General features: G+C 63.9%; 16 protein-coding genes. 9 read left to right on the forward strand and 7 right to left on the reverse strand.

Annotation, left to right across the window (positions count from 1 at the left end):
* Positions 1 to 40 precede the first annotated feature (40 nt).
* Complete coding sequence (locus F6X37_RS12810; RefSeq protein WP_184057856.1) at positions 41 to 961, reverse strand: LysR substrate-binding domain-containing protein; 921 nt, start codon at positions 959 to 961, stop codon at positions 41 to 43.
* 114 nt (positions 962 to 1075) lie between these two features.
* Between F6X37_RS12810 and F6X37_RS12815 the strand changes: the two genes are divergently transcribed.
* The 3 genes from F6X37_RS12815 (at position 1076) to F6X37_RS12825 (ending at position 4171) form a co-directional block, all read left to right on the forward strand.
* The gene (locus F6X37_RS12815) at positions 1076 to 1843 is read left to right on the forward strand and encodes a transporter substrate-binding domain-containing protein (RefSeq protein WP_187611567.1); all 768 of its coding nucleotides are present in this window, start codon (positions 1076 to 1078) and stop codon (positions 1841 to 1843) included.
* A 37-nt stretch (positions 1844 to 1880) separates the two neighbouring features.
* Complete coding sequence (locus F6X37_RS12820; protein WP_187611568.1) at positions 1881 to 2996, forward strand: succinylglutamate desuccinylase/aspartoacylase family protein; 1116 nt, start codon at positions 1881 to 1883, stop codon at positions 2994 to 2996.
* A gap of 257 nt (positions 2997 to 3253) precedes the next feature.
* Positions 3254 to 4171: a dihydrodipicolinate synthase family protein gene (locus F6X37_RS12825; RefSeq protein WP_090807963.1), complete on the forward strand. Its 918-nt coding sequence runs from the start codon at positions 3254 to 3256 to the stop codon at positions 4169 to 4171.
* Positions 4172 to 4279: 108 nt separating this feature from the next.
* Here F6X37_RS12825 and F6X37_RS12830 read toward each other — a convergent pair whose 3' ends face one another.
* Complete coding sequence (locus F6X37_RS12830) at positions 4280 to 6433, reverse strand: phosphocholine-specific phospholipase C (RefSeq protein ID WP_187611569.1); 2154 nt, start codon at positions 6431 to 6433, stop codon at positions 4280 to 4282.
* Between the two features lie 99 nt (positions 6434 to 6532).
* Entirely contained in the window at positions 6533 to 6886 is a 354-nt protein-coding gene (locus F6X37_RS12835) for a hypothetical protein (protein ID WP_187611570.1), read from the reverse strand.
* Positions 6887 to 7086: 200 nt separating this feature from the next.
* Here F6X37_RS12835 and F6X37_RS12840 point away from each other — a divergent pair, with 200 nt between their 5' ends.
* From F6X37_RS12840 to F6X37_RS12855, 4 genes are all read left to right on the forward strand, one after another.
* Positions 7087 to 9057, forward strand: a complete 1971-nt coding sequence (locus tag F6X37_RS12840; protein WP_187611571.1) for an amylo-alpha-1,6-glucosidase — start codon at positions 7087 to 7089, stop codon at positions 9055 to 9057.
* A 50-nt stretch (positions 9058 to 9107) separates the two neighbouring features.
* The gene (locus F6X37_RS12845; protein ID WP_187611572.1) at positions 9108 to 11924 is read left to right on the forward strand and encodes an MGH1-like glycoside hydrolase domain-containing protein; all 2817 of its coding nucleotides are present in this window, start codon (positions 9108 to 9110) and stop codon (positions 11922 to 11924) included.
* 110 nt (positions 11925 to 12034) lie between these two features.
* Complete coding sequence (zwf, locus tag F6X37_RS12850; protein ID WP_187611573.1) at positions 12035 to 13654, forward strand: glucose-6-phosphate dehydrogenase; 1620 nt, start codon at positions 12035 to 12037, stop codon at positions 13652 to 13654.
* A gap of 63 nt (positions 13655 to 13717) precedes the next feature.
* Positions 13718 to 14542, forward strand: a complete 825-nt coding sequence (locus tag F6X37_RS12855) for an ROK family protein (protein WP_184057872.1) — start codon at positions 13718 to 13720, stop codon at positions 14540 to 14542.
* 137 nt (positions 14543 to 14679) lie between these two features.
* On the opposite strand, the gene F6X37_RS12860 is transcribed toward F6X37_RS12855, so the two are convergent.
* The 3 genes from F6X37_RS12860 to F6X37_RS12870 form a co-directional block, all read right to left on the reverse strand.
* Positions 14680 to 15090, reverse strand: a complete 411-nt coding sequence (locus F6X37_RS12860; RefSeq protein WP_187611649.1) for a type VI secretion system amidase immunity protein Tai4 — start codon at positions 15088 to 15090, stop codon at positions 14680 to 14682.
* A 192-nt stretch (positions 15091 to 15282) separates the two neighbouring features.
* Positions 15283 to 15762, reverse strand: a complete 480-nt coding sequence (locus F6X37_RS12865) for a hypothetical protein (RefSeq protein WP_143037232.1) — start codon at positions 15760 to 15762, stop codon at positions 15283 to 15285.
* A gap of 4 nt (positions 15763 to 15766) precedes the next feature.
* A complete protein-coding gene (locus F6X37_RS12870; protein WP_184057874.1) occupies positions 15767 to 16153 on the reverse strand; it encodes a hypothetical protein in 387 nt (128 codons plus the stop codon).
* A 202-nt stretch (positions 16154 to 16355) separates the two neighbouring features.
* Between F6X37_RS12870 and F6X37_RS12875 the strand changes: the two genes are divergently transcribed.
* Positions 16356 to 16922 carry a YbhB/YbcL family Raf kinase inhibitor-like protein gene (locus tag F6X37_RS12875; RefSeq protein WP_187611574.1) on the forward strand — a complete coding sequence of 189 codons (567 nt, stop codon included), beginning with the start codon at positions 16356 to 16358 and terminating at the stop codon, positions 16920 to 16922.
* A 47-nt stretch (positions 16923 to 16969) separates the two neighbouring features.
* On the opposite strand, the gene F6X37_RS12880 is transcribed toward F6X37_RS12875, so the two are convergent.
* A complete protein-coding gene (locus tag F6X37_RS12880) occupies positions 16970 to 17965 on the reverse strand; it encodes an aldo/keto reductase (RefSeq protein WP_187611575.1) in 996 nt (331 codons plus the stop codon).
* A gap of 277 nt (positions 17966 to 18242) precedes the next feature.
* Between F6X37_RS12880 and F6X37_RS12885 the strand changes: the two genes are divergently transcribed.
* The gene (locus tag F6X37_RS12885; protein WP_187611576.1) at positions 18243 to 20423 is read left to right on the forward strand and encodes a TonB-dependent receptor; all 2181 of its coding nucleotides are present in this window, start codon (positions 18243 to 18245) and stop codon (positions 20421 to 20423) included.
* Positions 20424 to 20490 lie beyond the last annotated feature (67 nt).

A 20490-nucleotide genomic window follows, 5' to 3' on the forward strand; every position in this document is an offset into this window, starting at 1 on the left:
AACACTCAACACTCAACACTCAACGCTCAATGCTCAACGCTCAATGCGCCCGCACCGCGCGCGTGTACGACGCGATCATCGTCGCGAACTCCTGCGCGGCTGGGGTCAGCGGAATCGCGGCGCGTTGCAGCAGACAGACGTTCTGCTGCAACGCGCGCTCGCGCACGGGGATCGTCGTCAGCACGTCCGCGAACGGCCCGCGCTTCGCGATGACCGATGATTCGAGCGACAGGCAATCGGTCGCGGCTACCAGGTGCAGCGTCTCGTACAAGCCCTCGACGGTCGCGACGATCTTCGGCGGCGGCAAGCCGTAGCTGTCGAACAGATGGCTCAACCGGTTCACGTGCGGCTCCTCGGTCAGATTCGGCGAGCGCGTCGTCACCCACGTGCAATCGACGAGTTCGGCGAGCGACTTCGCGCGCGCCTTCGGATGACCGCGCCGGCACACGATCACCGGGTCGGACGGATAGAGCGGCGTGACCGACAGATCGGCGGTGTCGGTCTGCTTCGATACGAGCGCGACAGCGAAATCCAGCGTGCCTTCGCGGATCCACGAAATCATCATGCGCGACGTGCCCGTGCGCAGATGCACGGCGACGCGCTCGAAGCGCGCACGAAATTCCATCAACACGGGCGCGAACGCGTCGACGAGCGGCTCTGTCGTCATGCCGAACGTGACCTCGCCCACGTAGTCGCCGCGCAGTTGCCGCACGTCCTCCTCGGCACGCTCGCATTCACCGAGGATCGCGCCGGCCCGCTGCAGCAGCCGCTGGCCCAGCGCGGTCAGCGCAATGCCGCGATTCGTGCGCGTGAACAGCGTCGCGCCGAGCATCGATTCGAGGTTCTGCAACTGCTGCGTGATGCCGCTTTGCGCGATGCCGAGCGCGCGCGACGCCGCGCGGATGCTGCCATGCTCGGCGACCGCCGTGAACGCGCGCAGCTGGGAAATCGTCAATGCCATGGCGTCAGGGTTTGCTGATCGGTAAAAGTGATCATGATAGTCCGAACGGGACTTCTTTGAGGCGCCACAGCGGCTTACGATCACGCTGTCCTGATCCGCTCATCGTCGCCTTCCATGAAAACTCCACTGATGACTCTCTGCGCCGCGCTGGCTTTCAGCAGCGGCGCGTTCGCCGCTGACGCCAACACGTTGCGCCTCGGCATCGATCCGACCTATCCGCCGATGGACTCGAAGGCGCCCGATGGCAGCCTGAAGGGCTTCGACGTCGATCTCGGCAACGAGATTTGCCGGCGCATCCACGCGCATTGTCAGTGGGTCGAACTCGAGTTTTCGGGCATGATTCCGGCGCTGCAGGCGCGCAAGATCGACGCGGTGCTGTCGTCGATGGCGATCACCGAGAAGCGCGAGCAGCAGATTCTGTTTTCGTCGAAGCTGTTCCAGTTCAAGTCGCGGCTGATCGCGCGGCAAGGCTCGTCGCTCGCGCCTACGGCGAGCGGACTTGCCGGCAAGCAGATCGGCGTGCAGTCGGGCACCCAGTTCGAGAGCTACGCGCTGAAGAACTGGACGCCGCTCGGCGCGAACGTGGTCGCCTACAAGAGCCAGGACGAGGTGTTCGCCGATCTGCAGAACGGCCGGCTCGACGGCGCGTTGCTCGGCACCGTCGAGGCCGATTACGGCTTCCTGCGCACGCCCGCGGGCAAGGGCTTCGCGTTTGTCGGCGAGCCGCTTTCGATGGGAGATCGCGGCGTCGGCATCGGCTTGCGCAAGGACGAAACCGCGGTGCAGGCATCGATCAACGAGGCGATCGCGTCGATGCGCAAAGACGGCACCTATGCGCGGATCGCGAAGAAGTACTTCGACTTCGATCCGTACGGCAATTGATGCAGATTTCCAACATTATCTTCACGGCTTTCCATTCATGAACAGGCAATCGATTCCGCTTGTGTCGCCAGCCATCGGCACGCACCGCGAACTGGTGTCGTTTCATTTCGGCCCGGCCAATAGCGGGCAGAAGATCTACATCCAGGCGTCGCTGCATGCCGACGAAACGCCCGCGATGCTGACCACGGTGCTGCTGAAGCGGCGTCTGCGGGAGCTCGAGGAAGCCGGCGCGCTGAGCGCTCAAATCGTGCTCGTGCCGGTGTCGAATCCGGTCGGGCTGAGTCAATACGTGCTCGGGCAGTTCGTCGGCCGCTTCGATCTCGGCAGTGGCAAGAACTTCAACCGGCATTTCGTGCAGTTCGCAAAGCTCGTCGCGAATGCGAAAGAGGCGCTCGGCGCCGACCCGAACGAGAACCGCCGCATCGTGCGCGAGCTGCTCGCGGCCGAACTCGCGCAACAGAAGCCGCTGACCGAATTCGAGTCGCTGCAACTGGCGCTCTTGCAGTTGTCGTGCGACGCGGACGTCGTGATCGATCTGCATTGCTCGCTCGAAGCGGCGATGCATGTGTACACGAGCGAATCCGCTTGGGCCGAGTTCGAGCCGCTGTCGCGCTATCTCGGTGCAGAGGCGTCGTTGCTCGCGACCGATTCGGGCGGCGGCGCGTTCGACGAAACCCACAGCCTGCTGTGGTGGGCGTTGCAGCAGCAGATGCCGGCGAGCAAGCCGGTGCCGACCGGCTCGATCGCGGTGACGGTCGAATGCCGCGGCCAGCGCGACGTGTCGTATGAAGTCGCGCAGCAGGATGCCGACGCGCTCGTCGACTATCTGGTGTGGCGCGGCGCGATTCGGGGCGAGGCCAAACCGTTGCCGCCGCTGCTGTCGCCGGCGACGCCGCTCGCGGGCAGCGAGCAGTTCTATGCGCCGGTGAGCGGCATTCTCGTGCACCGCGCAAAGATCGGCGACAAGATCCGCGTCGGCCAGCCGCTGTTCGATATCGTCGATCCGCTGACCGACGAGACGACCACGATCGCGAGCCAGACCGAAGGGGTGCTGTACATGCGGCGCGCGATCCGTTTCGCGACGGCCGGTGCGCCGCTCGGTCGCGTGACCGGCACGCGGCCGATCCGAACGGGCGTGTTGCTGGGCGCCTGAGCGCGTAGCGGCTATGCCGGACTCGGCATCCAGGGGCCGTCTCGGCGCCTCACGCGACGGTGCTGACGTGCGCCTCGGCCGCCTTGCTGCGAAGTAGCCGGCGCCGCCCGGCCGGCGATCCGGCGCCTCGCCTGTTGTGCGGATTTAATCTCTTTCAGCCACGAAAAAGCCCAAGCCCGCCTCCGGATAAAGGCCGATACTCGTCGTCATACTCAACGTGTGTCGGCGCGGCCGGCTTTTTGAAGGAGACGGACAAAGTGAGCAAGGCTATCCAATGGAGCGGGGTGTTTCCCGCCGTTAGCACCCAGTTCAAGCCGGATTTTTCGCTCGACATCGACGCGACGCACCGAGTGGTCAGCAATCTCGTCAAGGACGGGGTGTCGGGTCTGGTGGTCTGCGGCACGGTTGGCGAAAACACCTCGCTGAGCACGTCGGAAAAACTGCAGGTGATCGAGGCCGCGCGCGACGCGGCTGGCGGCAAGGTGCCGGTCGTCGCGGGTGTCGCCGAGTTCACGACCGAGTTCGCGCGGCAGACGGTGCGTGAAGCCGCGCGTGTCGGCGTCGACGGCGTGATGGTCATGCCGGCGCTCGTCTATTCCGCGAAGCCGCACGAAACCGCCGCGCATTTCCGCTCGGTCGCGACCAGCACCGATCTGCCGGTGATGATCTACAACAACCCGCCGATCTACAAGAACGACGTCACGCCGGACGTGCTGATCGCACTGCAGGACTGCGAGAACATCGTCTGCTTCAAGGATTCGTCGGGCGATACGCGACGCTTCATCGATCTGCGCAACGCGGTGGGCGACCGCTTCGTGCTGTTCGCCGGCCTCGACGACGTCGTCGTCGAAAGCATCGCGGTCGGTGCGCAAGGGTGGGTGTCGGGCATGTCGAACGCGTTCCCGAAGGAGGGCGAGACGCTGTTCCGCCTCGCCACGCAGAAGCGTTTCGATGAAGCGCTGTCGCTGTACCGCTGGTTCATGCCGCTGTTGCACCTCGACGCGCGCCCCGACCTCGTGCAATGCATCAAGCTGTGCGAGGAACTGCTCGGCCGCGGCAGCGCGGTCACGCGTCCGCCGCGCCTCGCGCTGCAAGGCGACGCGCTCGCCGAAGTCAAAGACATCGTCGCCAAGGCGCTCGCCACGCGTCCGGCGCTGCCGGACGTCGGTCTCTAAGCACCGCGTTTCAATACGAGCCTTAAAAAACTCGGCACCCTGTCCGCCACGTAGGCGGGACGGGATGCCGAATCAGGCCGCAAGTAAGCAGGGCTGGCGGTGGTTGCCTCAACTCGCGCTCAGCACCGGTGCAACCGCAGCCGGATCGCTGATACTCGGCCGGCCGTTCTCGACGTGACCGGCAAAGCGGCGCGAGAAGCTCGCGTCGTCACTGCTCGTCACCGTCAGGTCGTACCAGTGATGGCTCGACGCAAGCACCCAGCCTTCTTCGATACGCGCATTGGCCGGCACGACCACGGTGCGCGGGCGCGCGCCGTACGCGTTGTCGTTCACCGTCAGATGCGCGATGCCGCCGCTATTGGTGAACTTCAGGAACACGTTGCCATTCGCGACGTCGTATTGCGCGCTCACTTCAGGCCGCGCCGGCTGGTTGTCGCCATGACCGTTGCCATGGCCATTCTGCGTGCTTTGCGTGCTCGCCTGGGTGTTGCCCGCGAACTTGCGCACGAAGCCGTTCGGGCCGAACACGTCGAATGCATACACGCCGTTCGTCGTGCTCAGGTCGAACGTGTCGCTGAGCGACTTGCCCGCTTCGACCGTGTAGCGCCACGGACCGTCGGTGCGATTCGTCGCGTACACGTAGAAGTGCGCGCCCTGGTCGCCGGTGTTGCCGATCGTGATTTCGAACGTGTCGTTGCCCGCGTTCGCCGCGCCGTTCACATGCAGTTCGTACGGCAACGCGCGCGCGAAACGGATGCCCGCTTCCTGCGCATCGACCGGAGTCGGCGTCGTCGGCACGGTCGGCTTCGGTTGCGTCTTGCACTGGTTGTCGGCCATGCTCATGTAGTTGCTGGTGTCCGGCAGCGACGGCATCTTCGCATCCGGCGTGCGGAAGTCGAATGCGGTGGTCAGGTCGCCGCACACCGCGCGACGCCATGCCGTGATGTTCGGCTCATGCACGCCGAAGCGCGTTTCGATGAAGCGGATCACCGACGTGTGATCGAACACCTGCGAGCACACGAAGCCACCCTTGGTCCACGGCGAGACGATCGTCATCGGCACGCGCGGGCCGAGGCCGTACGGATAGCCGTCGGCGGTGTAGCTGCCGCCGCGCAGCGGATTGACGACATTGTGGATCTCGCCGTCGGTCGTCACCGTCGACTTGCCCTGGGTGGAGGTCGTCGGCGGCTGCGGCGGCACGAGGTGATCGAAGAAGCCATCGTTCTCGTCGTACATGATGAACAGCACGGTCTTGCTCCACACCTCGGGGTTCGACGTCAGCGCGTCGAGAATCTGCGACGTGTATTCGGCGCCGTACGCGGGCGTGTAGCTCGGATGCTCCGAGTAGGCGGCCGGCGGGCACAGCCACGACACCTGCGGCAGCTGGTTCGCGAGCACGTCGGCTTTCAGGTCGTCGATCGTGCGCACGGTTTGCGCGCGCTCGTAGAGCGGCGAACCCGGCTGCGCGTTGATGAAGTTCGTGAAGTTCTGCAGGATGTTGGTGCCGTAATTGCCGTTCAGCGGATCGACGCCCGACGTGCCCTGCTGATAGATCTGCCACGAAATGCCCGCGGCCTGCAGACGCTCCGGATACGTGGTCCACGACAGCAACTGATAGTTCGGCGGACCATCGCCGTCGACCCAGTCGTTGTTGTCGAGCAGCGGGCCGCCCATCGTGCCGGTCGGGTCGACCATGCCGGTCATCAGATACGCGCGGTTCGGGTGCGTCGGTCCCGGCAACGAGCAGAAGTACGCATCGCAGATCGTGAAGGCGTCGGCGAGCGCGTAGTGGAACGGGATGTCGCTACGCAGGTGGTAGCCCATCGTCATGTCGGTCTTATTGGCGGGCCACTGGTCGTAGCGGCCGCCGTCGATCGCGTACTGGGTCTTGTACCACGAGTGATCGAGATCGCCGACGCACTGCGCGCTCGTCGTCGCGGTGTCCAGATGGAACGGCAGCACCGGCTTGGTCGGATCTTCCTTCGACGGTTGATTCCACACCGGCAGGCCGCTCGGCAGCGGAATCGGGAAGCGGTCGTTGTAGCCGCGCACGCCGCGCAGGTGGCCGAAGTAGTGGTCGAACGAGCGGTTCTCCTGCATGAACACGACGATGTGCTCGACATCGCGAATCGTGCCCGTGCGCGAAAACGCAGGCACGGCGAGCGCGTTGCGGATCGACTCGGGCAATGCGGTCATCGCGGCGGCGGCGCCCGCGGATGAAGCCACGGTTTGCAGGAAACGGCGACGGCTAGTTGATGTCATCGAATATCACCTTCTGCGTAGGGGAAGAATAGCGCGCGTGAGCGTGCCTTGGGGTGTTTCGTGGTCGGTTACGCGTTGCTCTTGCTGATCAGTTGCGAACTAGTTGTTCGCGCTGTCGCCGGGCGCGTAGCGCATGACCGGCGCGACCTGCTGGCTGTCGGCCGCGAGACTGGCCTGCATGTTTTGCGTGATCGCGTCGGTGGCGGTTGCGCCACTTGCCGCGTTGCTCGCCGTGTTGTTCGCCGTGTTGTCCGCGAATGGCGCTGAGGCGTTGGGAGTCGCCACTGCCGCTGCCGCTGCCGCCATTGCGGGTCGTTGCGCCGCGTCGTTCGGCGCAAGGCTCGTGGTCGTCGCGATGCTCGTGGAAGAGGAGTCGTCCGCGCCGCAACCGTTCAACGCTATCGTGGCAAGCACCAGCAATGCGGTGCTCGTGATGCAACTGATTGTTCTCATGTCTGCATCCGGTTCGATGAAAGCGGGTGCAGTCTCCATTCCTTTCAAGAAATAATTGTGAAACGTTTGCGCCCGGCATAACTTTCGATAAATCGTCGGTTGATCGAAAGAAAATGGAAAGTATCGGGAAGGTCAATGTTCATGGCGCTGCCATCTGCGCTATGTTTGCTGCTTTATCGTTCGCGCATGGGCACGATTCAATGACTCGCATCGATTCACCCATCGACATCTCGCAACTCGAAGACGAATGGCTCGAAGCCGACGGCTTCGGCGGCTTTGCTTCGGGCACGCTCGGCATGTTGCGCACGCGCCGCTACCATGCGCTGCTGCTTGCCGCGACGCGCGCGCCGGGCGGGCGCATGGTGCTCGTCAACGGCATCGAGGCGTGGGTCGAGGCGGGCGGCGAGCGCTTCGCGTTGACCATGCAACGCTATGGGCCTGACGTGATCTATCCGGATCTGCGCGGCCGCCTTGCCGGCTTCGACACCGCGCCGTGGCCGACGTGGCGCATTCAACTCGGTGCGCACGCGGCGATGATCGCCGACGTGTTCGTCAGCAAAGCGACGTGCGAAACGGTATTGCGCTGGCGGCTCGAAGGCGGCGAACTCGATGCGCCCGTGCTGAAGATCAGACCGTTGCTGTCGGGCCGTGACTATCATGCGCTGCATCACGAGAATCCGGCCTTCAACTTCGGCGCGCAAGTCAGCGCCGATCAATCGTGCGCGAGCTGGCAACCGTATGGCGGACTGCCGGTCGTGCGAGCGGCGACGAACGGTGCCTATACGCATGCGCCCGACTGGTATCGCAACTTCTGCTACGTGCGCGAGCAGGAGCGCGGTCTCGATTGCAGCGAAGATCTCGCGACGCCCGGCGTGTTCAGCTTCGATCTCGCGGAGGGCGACGCGGTGATGATTCTGAGCGCGTCGAGCACGTCCGCCACCGAATGCGCGAACGACAAAGCCCAAACCACCGCCCACGCCGCCCAACTCGCCCACACCGAACAACAACGCCGCGCCGCACTCGGCTCGCGCCTGCAACGTTCGGCCGACGCCTACGTCGTCACGCGCAACGAAGGCCGCACGATCCTCGCGGGCTTTCCGTGGTTCACCGACTGGGGCCGCGACACGTTCATCGCGATGCGCGGCCTGCTGATCGAGTCGAACCGTCTCGACGATGCCGAAGCGATCCTGCTCGAATGGTCGGGCACGCTGTCCGAAGGCATGCTGCCGAACCGCTTCCCCGACTACGGCGACGCGCCCGAATACAACTCGGTCGACGCGTCGCTATGGTTCATCGTCGCGGTTCACGACTATCTGGCGACGCCGCATGCGGGCGCGCAAACGCGCGCGCATCTGCAGCAGGCCGCCGAAACGATCCTGACCGGCTACACGAACGGCACGCGCTTCAACATCGGCGTGTGCGCGGACGACGGCCTGCTGCGCGCCGGCATCCCCGGCGTGCAACTGACGTGGATGGATGCGAAAGTCGGCGACTGGGTCGTCACACCGCGCATCGGCAAGCCGGTCGAAGTGCAGGCGCTGTGGATCAACGCGCTGCGGATCGCGTCAGCATGGAACCCGCAGTGGCGGCAAGCTGCCGAGCGCGCGACGCTCGCGTTTCGCCGGCGCTTCGTCGATCCGGCCACCCAGGCGCTGTTCGATAACGTCGACGTCGATCATGTGCAGGGCACGGTCGACCGCTCGATCCGGCCGAATCAGATCTTCGCGATCGGTGGCCTGCCGTTTCCGCTGCTCGAAGGCGCGGCGGCGCGCGCGGTGGTGGGTCAGGTCGAAGCGCAATTGCTGACGCCGCTCGGCCTGCGCACGCTCGCGCCGTCCGATCCCGCCTATCGCGGCCGCTACGGCGGCGCGCCGCGCGAACGCGACGGCGCCTATCATCAGGGCACCGCGTGGTTGTGGCTGATCGGCCCGTTCGTCGAAGCGTGGCTGCGAGTGAATGGCGCGAGTGCCGATAATCTCGCGCAGGCGAGGGCGCGTTTTCTCGCCCCGCTGTACGCGCATCTCGATCACGCGGGCCTCGATCACCTGTCCGAGATCGCCGCCGGCGACGCGCCGCACGCGCCCGCCGGCACGCCGTTCCAGGCCTGGTCGCTAGGCGAATTGCTGCGCGTCGAAAGTCTGCTTGCCCGGTTCGAGCACAACGGCGCGTAAACCGCGCTACGATGTGGGTCCCACCGCCAAGCCTGTTGCAAGGACGTTTCATGCCACCGCTGCGCGCTGCCAATCTGCTCGCCACGATCGAAGGTTCCCGGCTGCATTCGCCCGAATGCGGCCACTGGCAGCGCTGGGGGCCGTATCTGAGCGAGCGCCAGTGGGGCACGGTGCGCGAGGACTACAGCGCGAACGGCACCGCCTGGGACTCGTTTCCGCACGACCATGCGCGCAGCCGCGCCTACCGCTGGGGCGAAGACGGCATCGCCGGTTTCGGCGACGACCGGCTCAGCTGGTGCGTGTCGCTCGCGCTGTGGAACCGCAAGGACCCGATCATCAAGGAGCGCCTGTTCGGCCTGACCAACTCGCAGGGCAATCACGGCGAGGACGTCAAGGAGCTGTACTTCTATCTCGACGGCACGCCCACGCATTCCTACATGCGCATGCTGTACAAGTACCCGCATGCCGCCTATCCCTACCAGGACCTGATCGACGAAAACGCGCGCCGCGGCGGCGATATGCCAGAGTACGAAGTACTCGATACCGGCGTGTTCGACGATCAGCGCTATTTCGACGTCCAGATCGAATACGCGAAGCACACGCCCGACGACATCGTGATGCGCGTGACGATCGAAAATCGCGCGGACGAAGCGGCGTCGCTCGATGTGCTGCCGCAGATCTGGGCGCGCAACTCGTGGTCGTGGAAAGAGAACAAGGACAAGCCGAAGCTCGTCGCCGGTACCGGTCATGACGGCTCGGTGCGTCTGCTGGGCCATCACCATGTGCACGAACCGATCGTCGTGACCGCGTGGTCGAAGGACGCGCCGCAACTCGCGTGGCTGTTCTGCGAGAACGACACCAACGTGAAGCGGCTGTTCGGCATGGACGGCGCGGGCCCGTTCAAGGACGGCTTCAACGACTACCTCGTGCACGGCGACGCGAACGCGATCCGTCACGACGCGGGCACCCGGGCCGCCGCGCATGCGGCGCTCGAGTTCGGGCCGCACGGACGCGCGGTCGTGTATCTGCGCTGGCACCCGCAATCGGCGACCGATGAAGCGCCATTCGATGCCGACGCGTTGATCGCGCGCCGCCGCGCCGAAGCCGACGAATTCTATGGCGCGTTGCAACACGAGATCACCGACCCCGATGCGCGTCTCGTGCAACGTCAGGCGCTCGCCGGCATGCTGTGGTCGAAGCAGTACTACCAGTACGACGTGCAGCGCTGGCTCGACGGCGATCCGCTGCAACCGAGCCCGCCCGCCGCGCGCAAGCACGGCCGCAACACCGACTGGCGGCATCTGTGCAACGCGGACATCGTGTCGATGCCGGACAAGTGGGAGTACCCGTGGTACGCGTCGTGGGACCTCGCGTTTCATGCGGCCGCGTTCGCGCTGATCGATCCGGCGTTTGCCAAGAAGCAGTTGCTGCTGCTCGTGAAGGACCGCTATCAGCACCCGAACGGCCAGTTGCCCGCTTACGAATGGGCGTTGAGCGACGCGAACCCGCCGGTCCATGCATGGGCCGCGTGGCGCGTGTACGAGATCGACCGCGCGCTGACCGGCAAGGCGGACCGCGATTTTCTGGAGCTCATGTTTCACAAGCTGCTGCTGAATTTCTCGTGGTGGGTGAATCGCAAGGACGCCGACGGCCACAATATTTTTCAGGGCGGTTTTCTCGGGCTCGACAACGTCGGCATCTTCGACCGCTCGTCGCCGCTGCCCACCGGCGGCCACATCGACCAGGCCGACGGCACCGCGTGGATGGCCGCGTACGCGCTCGACCTGATGCGTATCGCGCTCGAACTCGCCTACGCGAATCATGTGTTCGTCGATATCGGTGTGAAGTTCTTCGAGCACTTCCTGTACATCGCGGAAGCGGTCAGTTGCGACGACGGCTGCGACACGGGCCTGTGGGACAGCGAGGACGAATTCTTCTACGACAAGCTGCGCCTGCCCGACGGCAGCAGCATGCCGATGCGCGTTCGCTCGATCGTCGGACTGATACCGCTGTTCGCCGTGCACGTGCTCGAGGAGCGTCTGCACGGCGGCTTGCCGAGCTTGCGCGAGCGCCTCGTGTGGTTTCTCGAGCATCGGCCCGATCTCGCGAAGCTGGTGTCGCGCTGGAACGAGCCCGGCAAGGGCAACGCGCTTTTGCTGTCGCTGCTGCGCGGGCATCGGATGAAGGCGTTGTTACGGCGCGCGCTCGATGAAAGTGAATTTCTTTCCGATCACGGCGTGCGGGCGTTGTCGCGTTGCCATCGCGATCATCCGTTCGTGTACCAGCACAACGGCAACAGCTTCTGCGTGAAGTATCTGCCGGCCGAATCCGATACCCGTGTGTTCGGCGGCAATTCGAACTGGCGCGGGCCGGTGTGGATGCCGGTCAACTATCTGCTGATCGAATCGCTGTACGAGTTTCATCGCTATTACGGCGATGATTTCCGCGTCGAGTATCCGACCGGGTCGGGCCAGAAGTTCTCGTTGAGCGAAATCGCCGACGAACTCGCGCGCCGCGCGACCACGCTGTTCCTGAAGGACAAAAACGGCGAGCGGCCGGTGATGGGTGCGTATCCGCTGCTGCAGGCGGACCCGCGTTCGCAGGATCTGATCCTGTTCCATGAGTATTTTCATGGCGATAACGGTCGTGGCGTCGGGGCTTCGCATCAGACCGGCTGGACCGGGCTCGTCGCGTTGCTGTTGCAGCCGCGCGCGATGGCGGCATCGGGCAACGTGCCGCTGGCGGGGGAACCGGCGCTGGCGCCCGCGCCCGCGCCGATTCCGGTGCCGGCGGCTTCTGCATCTGCGGTAACGCCGGCGGTGGCGAAAGAACCGGTACCGTCGCTCGCGACCACGACGACGAAATAAGCACGCCGCGCGTTCACGCGCGAACGCGATTGAACTGTGCGGCAGCGCCCGTGGTCTTTCATGTATCGCCGCGTTCGTTCTACCGGCTTACCGAGGTCCAAGTGAATCCCATGTCGACCACACCGAACCCTTCCGCTTCTCCCGATCAACCCAACACAACGCCCGCCCTGAGCTGCAAGCTCAGCGCGGACCGGTACGACGCCCTGTCGTCGCCGGCCGGCAAGAAGCCCGCGCCACCGTGCACGCTCGTGATCTTCGGCGCGGGCGGCGATCTGACCAAACGTCTGTTGATGCCGGCGCTCTACAACCTCGCGGTCGATGGCCTGCTCGACGACAGCATGAAGATCATCGGCGTCAATCACGGCGAGCGCGAAACGCGCGAATGGTGCGACGAACTGCATACCTCGCTGCAGAAGTTCGCCGCCGACAAGGCCAGCACCTTTCACGCCGGCAAGCTCGACGACAACGCGTGGAACTGGGTCGCGCAGCGCCTCGAATACATGGCGGGCGAGTTCGAATCCGACGATACGTTCGCGAAGCTGAAGCAGAAGCTCGATCAGTCGAAAGGCGGTAACGCGATCTTCTACCTCGCGGTCGGCGCGCGTTTTTTCAAACCGATCACCGACCGGCTCGGCAAAGCGGGCCTGCTGAAGGAAGGCGACGGCGCGAACGGCGGCTTTCGGCGTCTCGTGATCGAGAAACCGTTCGGCACCGATCTCGCATCGGCGCGCGATCTGAACGCGCACATCCTGTCGTATGCGCGGGAGTCGCAGGTGTACCGCATCGATCATTTTCTCGGCAAGGACACCGTGCAGAGCATCCTCGCGGTGCGCTTCGCGAATGCGATGTTCGAGCCGATCTGGCGGCGCGAGTACATCGATTGCGTGCAGATCACGGCGGCGGAAACGATCGGCGTCGAGGGGCGCGGCAGGTTCTACGAGCAGACCGGCGCGTTTCGCGACATGGTGCCGAACCACCTGTTCCAGCTGCTCGGCATCGTCGCGATGGAGCCGCCGAATTCGTTCGAGGCCGAAGCCGTGCGAAACAAGAAGGCCGAGCTGTTCGACGCAATCCAGCCGCTGACGTCCGCCGACGTCGTCTTCGGCCAGTATGAAAAAGGGCCCGCCGGCGTGGGCTATCGCGAGGAGCCCGACGTCGCGCCCGGCAGCACGACGGAAACCTACGCGGCGGCGCGCGTGTTCGTCGAGAACTGGCGCTGGGCCGGCGTGCCGTTCTATCTGCGTACCGGCAAGCGGCTCGCGGTGCGCCGCACCGAGGTTTCGGTGCAGCTGAAGCCGGTGCCGTTCCGCCTGTTCCGCGATACGCCGGTCAACGCATTGACGCCGAACGTGCTGACCATTCGCATCGATCCCGAGCACGGCTCGAGCTTCGATTTCAACGTGAAGGTGCCGGGGCCGGTGATGCAGGTCGGTCCGGTACAGTCGTCGTTCAACTATGGCGACTTCTTTGCGGAAAGCGCGAACGTCGGCTACGAGACGCTGCTGTACGACTGCATGTTTGGCGACGCGACGTTGTTTCAGCGCGCCGACAGCATCGAGACGAGCTGGTGCGCGGTCGACGACGTGCTGCATCCGAGGAGTGGCGGCGCGGTTGCCGTGCGCGGCTATGCGGCCGGCAGCGACGGGCCGGCCGAGGCCGACGCGCTGCTCGCGCGCGATGGCCACGCGTGGCGCCCGTTGCAGCAGAAAGCGCCCGGTGGCAAGTCGTAGCGGCACCTTTGAACCAACCCGCAGACCCGCATCACAACCGCCTCAACACAATCGGGAGACATCGTGGCAACACGCAACAAGAACGCAGTGAAACGGAATGCGCCGACAAGCGGCAGCGAGCACATCCTCGCGATCGACGTCGGCGGCACCGGCCTGAAGGCCGCGATCATCGACGCCGACGGGCAGATGAAAACCGAGCGCGTGCGCGTTGCGACGCCGCATCCGTGCACGCCGGATCAACTGGTGGACGCGCTCGCGCAACTCGTGGCTCCTCTCATCGAGCAGGTGCGGCCCGTCCGTATCTCGATCGGATTTCCGGGTGTCGTGCGCAACAACCGCATTCTGACCGCGCCGCACTTCGGCATCGAAGGATGGCACGACATTGCGCTCGCGGATTCGCTCGCGCAGCGCCTGGGCGGACTGCCGGTGCGGATGATCAACGACGCCGAAATGCAAGGCTTCGCGGCGATCGAAGGCCACGGCCTCGAATTCGTGCTGACGCTCGGCACCGGCGCCGGCACCGCGATGTTTCGCGATGGCGAGCTGATGCCGCATCTGGAGCTCGCGCATCATCCGGTCAGCAAGAAGGGCGTGGCGTACGACGAATACATCGGCGAGGCCGCGCGCGAGCAGATCGGCAACAAGCGTTGGAGCCGGCGTGTCGAGAAGGTGATCGGCATTCTCGAGTCACTGGTCAATTACGACAAGCTGTGGATCGGCGGCGGCAACGCGGCGCGCATCAAGTTTTCGCTGCCGGCGAACGTGGCGACCGTATCGAACGACGCGGGGATCGAGGGCGGCGCGAAATTGTGGCATCCGCTGTCGGTGCGCGAGACGCGACAGTATCCGGAGGCGACGCAGAAGACGGGGCGGTTCAAGCCGAAGTGAGGCGGTGGATTGCCGCCGCCATCACGTATCCAGTGCCGCGGCTCCACGTCCAACGGTTCATATCAACCCCTCAACGATTGCCAAGGCGATCCGTGCCCGAGCACTGGTCAGCGCTTCGACGCTGGACGTGCTCATAACTACTTCGGCTTTGCTGGCAACGGATTATCTTGCCGGTAAGTGCGCCTGGGGTTAATGACCAAACGCTTGACCTGTGCGTCCAATTCCTTACTGTGATACAGGTCCAGACACTTCAGGAAATCGAAACAGACACCTTCAGTTTCCGATTCAACCAGCGGGTTTTGATAATTTTGCGCCAAATAATTGTCAACCAAGGTTTTGATCGCGTCTGGAGCCTTCTCCAAGTCGTAGTAAGTCCAGTCTCGCAATGCACTGACGCTGCTTCCCGCATCCATGGCAGCATCTTTGTCGTTCCTGTAGGCGTTCGCTATACAAGTAGCCAGAACCATGTCTTTGTAATTCTGTGCGTAAGTACGTGCTCCAGCTTGTGGAGTCGCACGTTGATCGCCTTTTGCATAGCAAGCAGACATGCCGAAGATGAGGGCAAAACCAGTTAGGATGCCAACCCCGACCTTCTTCACGGTAAACTCCAGAAGTTCGCGCGGTCAGTGCGATACTTCGCCTCAGGTTCGTTGAAATAGCAGTGGTCGTAACAGTAGTTTTCGCGCAATCCAGTTGTCCATCACGGGGTGACGGTCTCGTTCACTGCTTCCGCGGTTTGTCTAACGCCCAACGTTTGTCGTACTCGCGCGCAAGGTAAATGTTTTGCCGTCGAACGCGTAGTAGTAGGTTCCGTGCTCGGCGTTTTCATTGCGGCTACCGTGAGCGATCAGCAGGCAACTGTCTGCGCGATAGGCAAGCGGATCCGTGATGTCCAGCGGCCAATCGGAAACTGTGAACGGCAGCGAAGTGACGCGGCCCGAGTTCGTATCGATTGCCGCCGCCATCACGCAGCCAGCACCGCATCCCCACGTAGCGAGAACGTAGTGGCCCGCGAAGTTAATCGGCTCCTTTGCGGCTTCACGAAGAATGCTGCGGTAATGACGTGCCGTCGCGTCCGTGAATATCATGCGTGGCATCGCAGCGTGCCTGGACTCGACAGTGGCGGGACAATCCTCAAACCTGAGAACCGATTCCGCAAGGGCCAAACCGGATACTGCGCCGAACATCAATGTGGCAATAAGCCAGGACGAAAGACGCATCGTTTTAATACCAGTGGTGTTGTTGCCAGAATCCCCTGGCCATATTTGCGGAATGGTAGCGGCCATAAATGTAACGGATGCCGCCTTGGCACTCCTCCTTCGCATTACCGAATGATGCCTCTCCGCGCGGGTTCAAGCTGTATTGCGCGCGCAGCAGTTGAAACAGGCCACGTGCTGTTGAAGTCCCGTTGCGCGCATCGACGACACCGGCGGATTCCTGAGCCATGATCCATAGCAGATCGCTGAAATCCGTGTCTGGAATGCGCTCGGTGCGCATGGCGTCTTTCAGCGCATTCTGAACCGTGAGCGGCACAATGCTTGCCGGCTTCTCTTTCCATTGCGGCGGCGCAGTCTTCGTCGGGCGATGCGAGTGGGCGTGTTTTGTAGACATTCAGGCAACTCCATTTCTTTCTTTGAACGACAAAGGGGCGAGAACGAATTAATCAATCGATCACGTAGGATCGCTATCTGTTTGATTCGCGTAGCCCCATGCGCAATATGCCGCCTCTTCCATCTCAAAACAACATTCTCGTTATAGTTGCTCTCTGAGCTGCAAAACTCTCAACGGCACGTCCAACCCCTGGAGACTCCCAATGACTCGCATCCACCTGACCCTCGCGCGGCGCCTCCTCTCCGTCGGCGCGTGCGCGCTGCTCGCTTACGCGAGCGCGCATGCGTATGCGGCACAGGCCTTCGCGGTGTCGTCGCCGGGACTGGCCGATGGCGGCACGCTCAACGCGAGCCACGCGGCGAGCGCGAACAATTGCGGCGGCGGCAACGTGTCGCCGGCGCTGCAATGGCATAACGCGCCGGCCGGCACGAAAAGTTTCGCGGTGACGATCTTCGATCCCGACGGCGCGAAAGGCCTGGGCATCGTGCACTGGATCGTCTATGGCATCGCCCCTACCACGACCGGACTCGCCGAAGGCGAAGCCGCGCCGGCGGGCAGCGTCGCCGGCACGAATCGCACCGGCGGCCCCGGCTATTACGGCCCGTGTCCGCCCGTCGGCGAGGTACCGCATCACTACGTGGCGCAGGTCTATGCGCTCGATCTGCCGCCCGACGCATTGCCGGCCGGCTTGACGCGCGATGCGTTCCACGCCGCGATCAAGGATCACGTGCTCGCCGCGACGAGCACCGTGCTGCGCTACGGACGATGAAGACGCGCGGCCGAACGCCGGGCCGCGCTTGATCTGCCGGCGGGCGCCTAGCGCGCCGCGTCCCCCCAGCGATACTGCACGCTCGCTTCATCGAGCTGGGTCTTGATCGCGGCGTCGAGCGTGAGCCCGGCCGCCGCGAGCGTATCGCTCAACTGCTCCGCGCGGCTCGCACCAATGATCGCCGACGTAATCAGCGGATTCGCGAGCACCCACGCAAGCGACACCTTCGTCAGCGATTCGCCGGTCGGCGCGACGATCGCCTTCAGCCTTTCGATCGTGTCGAACTCGCGCTCATGCCAGTAGCGCTCCTGATACATCGCGCCAGCCTTGCCGACGCTTTCGGTGAAGCGCCCTTCGGCGGGCGTCGCGTCGAGCCGGTGCTTGCCGCTCAGCAGTCCGCCCGCGAGCGGGTTATACGGCATCACGGCCAGTTGCTCCTCGGCGGCCAGCGGCAGCAGCTCGCGCTCGATCTGGCGAAACAGCAGGTTGTAGCGCGGCTGGACCGACACGAAGCGCGCGACGCGGAGCACGTCCGCGCGCCCCAGTGCGCGCGCGAGCCGGTAGGCGAGAAAGTTCGACACGCCGATATAGCGCGCCTTGCCCGAGCGCACGATCGCATCGAGCGCTTCGAGCGTCTCGTCGAGCGGGGTCTTCGCGTCGTCGGAATGGAGCTGGTACAGGTCGACGTAGTCGGTGCCGAGGCGCTGCAAGGACGCGTCGATCGCATCGAGCAGGTGCTTGCGCGACGCGCCCTGGTCCCACGCGGCGGGCCCCATCTTGCCGACCGCCTTGGTCGCGACGATGAAGCGCTCGCGTTTGCCCTTCAGCCAGCGTCCGACGATTTCCTCGGTGCGTCCGGCCAGATTTTCGCTGCCGCCGAGCGGATAGACGTTCGCGGTATCGATGAAATTGACACCGGCGTCCGCGGCCGTGTCGAGGATGCGGTGCGATGCGGCTTCTTCGGTTTGCAGCCCGAAGGTCATGGTGCCGAGACACAGGCGAGAAACGGTCAGGCCGGTGCGGCCGAATTGGCGATATTGCATAACGTCGACTCCAGAGGGAAGGAAAGCGCTGCCGAAGCGATGAAACTACATTGTTGTAAAAAGGATAAACCGAGTCGCGATTCGATGTGCCTGACGCACGCCGGGATTGCTGACTCCCAGTAGATGTGAAATGATATCGATTCTCATTTAAACCTAGCCAGCCATCCCGTCATCTCCATCTCACACTACGGAGAGCGGCAGCCAGCCATTTGCGGCTTTGTCATGAATTCGACGTCAGTGATGCGAATCCGACAAACGCATTTCTGACGGGATTTCCATGCTCAATCACACGCCGCTCGCGACAGCGCTAGCGCTCGCTTTTGCCATTCCTTTGGCGACCCCGGCGCTCGCGCAAAGCGCGCCGCAGAACGCACAAACCAGCGCACGGAACGACACACCCGCCGCCGCGCCGACGCTGCCGACCATTGGCGTGCAGGCTCAGGCCGTTCAGCAGGACTTCCAGGCCGACCGGGCGACCGTCGGCGCCAAGACGCCGACCGCGCTGCGTGACATTCCGCAGACCGTCACCGTGATCAATCGCGACCTGCTCGCCTCGCAGGGCGCGACGTCGTTTGCGGACGCGCTGCGCAACGCGCCCGGCGTGACGATCGGCGCGGCCGAAGGCGGCCAGATCGGCAACAACATCAACCTGCGCGGTTTCACCGCGCAGAACGACATCTATCTGGACGGCTTTCGGGACCGCAACCAGTACTACCGCGACACGTTCAATCTTGAATCGCTCGAGGTGCTGTACGGTCCGTCGTCGATGCTGTTCGGCCGCGGCTCGACCGGCGGCGTGATCAACCAGGTCAGCAAGAAGGCGAACCTGACGGACTCGGCGGAAGTCTCCGGCATGATCGGCACCGACGACCGCTACCGCTCCACCGTCGACGTGAACCACAAGCTCACCGACACCTCGGCGATCCGCCTCAATGCATTCGGCCAGAGCCTCGGCTCGACGCGCGACGTGATGAAGAACAAGGACTTCGGCGTCGCGCCGGAACTGCGCTTCGGCATCGGCACGCCGACCGAGATCACGCTGTCGGCGCTGATCCAGCGCAACCACGACATGCCCGACTACGGCATCCAGGCGCTGAACGGCCGCCCGTCGCCGGTACCGAAGAACACGTTCTACGGTTTGACCAGCGACCGCACGATCCAGGACGTGCAGATCTTTACCGCGGCGATCAAGCACAAGTTCTCCGACGCCCTGACGCTGACGAACCAGACGCAGATCTCGCACTCCATGACCGACGCGCGCGAAACCGCGCCGCAAGCGGTGCTGACCGGACCGCTGTCGTCCAGCACAGCGTTGACCAACGGCAACTTCACGACGCTGTCGCCGTCGCAGCTGTTCATCAAGCTGCAGAGTCATGACCGCGTGATCCAGAATCATGCGATCTACAACGACACGATGCTCGAATACAAATTCGACACCGGACCGATCAGGCACGACCTGATCGCCGGTGTCGAAGTGGGCCACGACAGCTATACGAACCAGGCGTACACGCGCAACAACCTGCCGATCGTGCCGATGCTCAATCCGCCGATCATGGGCACGCTGTCGAACGTGACGACGACGGTCGGCAACTACGCCGATTCGAGCGCGAACGAAATTGCCGCTTACCTGAACGACACGATTACGCTGACGCCGCACTGGAAGCTGATCGGCGGTGTGCGCTGGGATCGTTTCTCGGCGGGAATCCGCAATACGATTAGCGCGCCGGCTTATGCGAGCCAGACCAACTACTTCACGAGCGTGCGCGCCGGCGTCATCTATCAGCCGACCGACTGGCAGTCGTACTACGTGTCGTACGGCACGTCGTTCAACCCGTCGCTCGAAAACCTGACGGTCACGAACCGCACTCAGAACCTCGCGCCGGAATCGACGAAGTCGTATGAAATCGGCGGCAAGTGGGATCTGTTCGGCGGCAACATATCGGTGACCTCGGCGATCTTCCGCGAGGAAAAGGACAACGCGCGCACGCAGGTGTCACCGACCGAGTACGAGCTGGCCGGCAACATTCGCGTCGACGGCTTCCAGGCGGGCGTGACGGGGCACATCACCGACAAGTGGCAGATTTTCGGCGGCTACACGTACATGGACGCGACGATCCTGAAAGCGGCCGACGGCACGCAGGGCCACACGCCGGCCAACACGCCGCGCAACACGCTGACGTTCTGGACCACATACGCGATCACGCCGCACTGGGAAATCGGCGGCGGTCCGATCTACATGTCGCCACGTTATGCGTCGAATACGAACTACGTGAAGGTGCCGGGCTACACGCGTTGGGACGCGACCGCGGCCTATCACGCGAAGAAGTACGACGTGCGCCTGAACCTGCTGAACCTCACCAACAAGTACTACTCCGACGCGTTGATTCCGTCGGACGGCGGACGTTCGGTGCCGGGCATCGGCCGCACGCTGCTCGCGACGTTCAACTACCGCTTTTGATACGCGCTTTTGATACGCACTGAGCGCATGCGTACGGCTTGCCGCTTCTGCAAACGGCAAGCCGACG

This window comes from Paraburkholderia sp. 31.1 (assembly GCF_014397645.1).
Classification (GTDB): Bacteria; Pseudomonadota; Gammaproteobacteria; order Burkholderiales; family Burkholderiaceae; genus Paraburkholderia; species Paraburkholderia tuberum.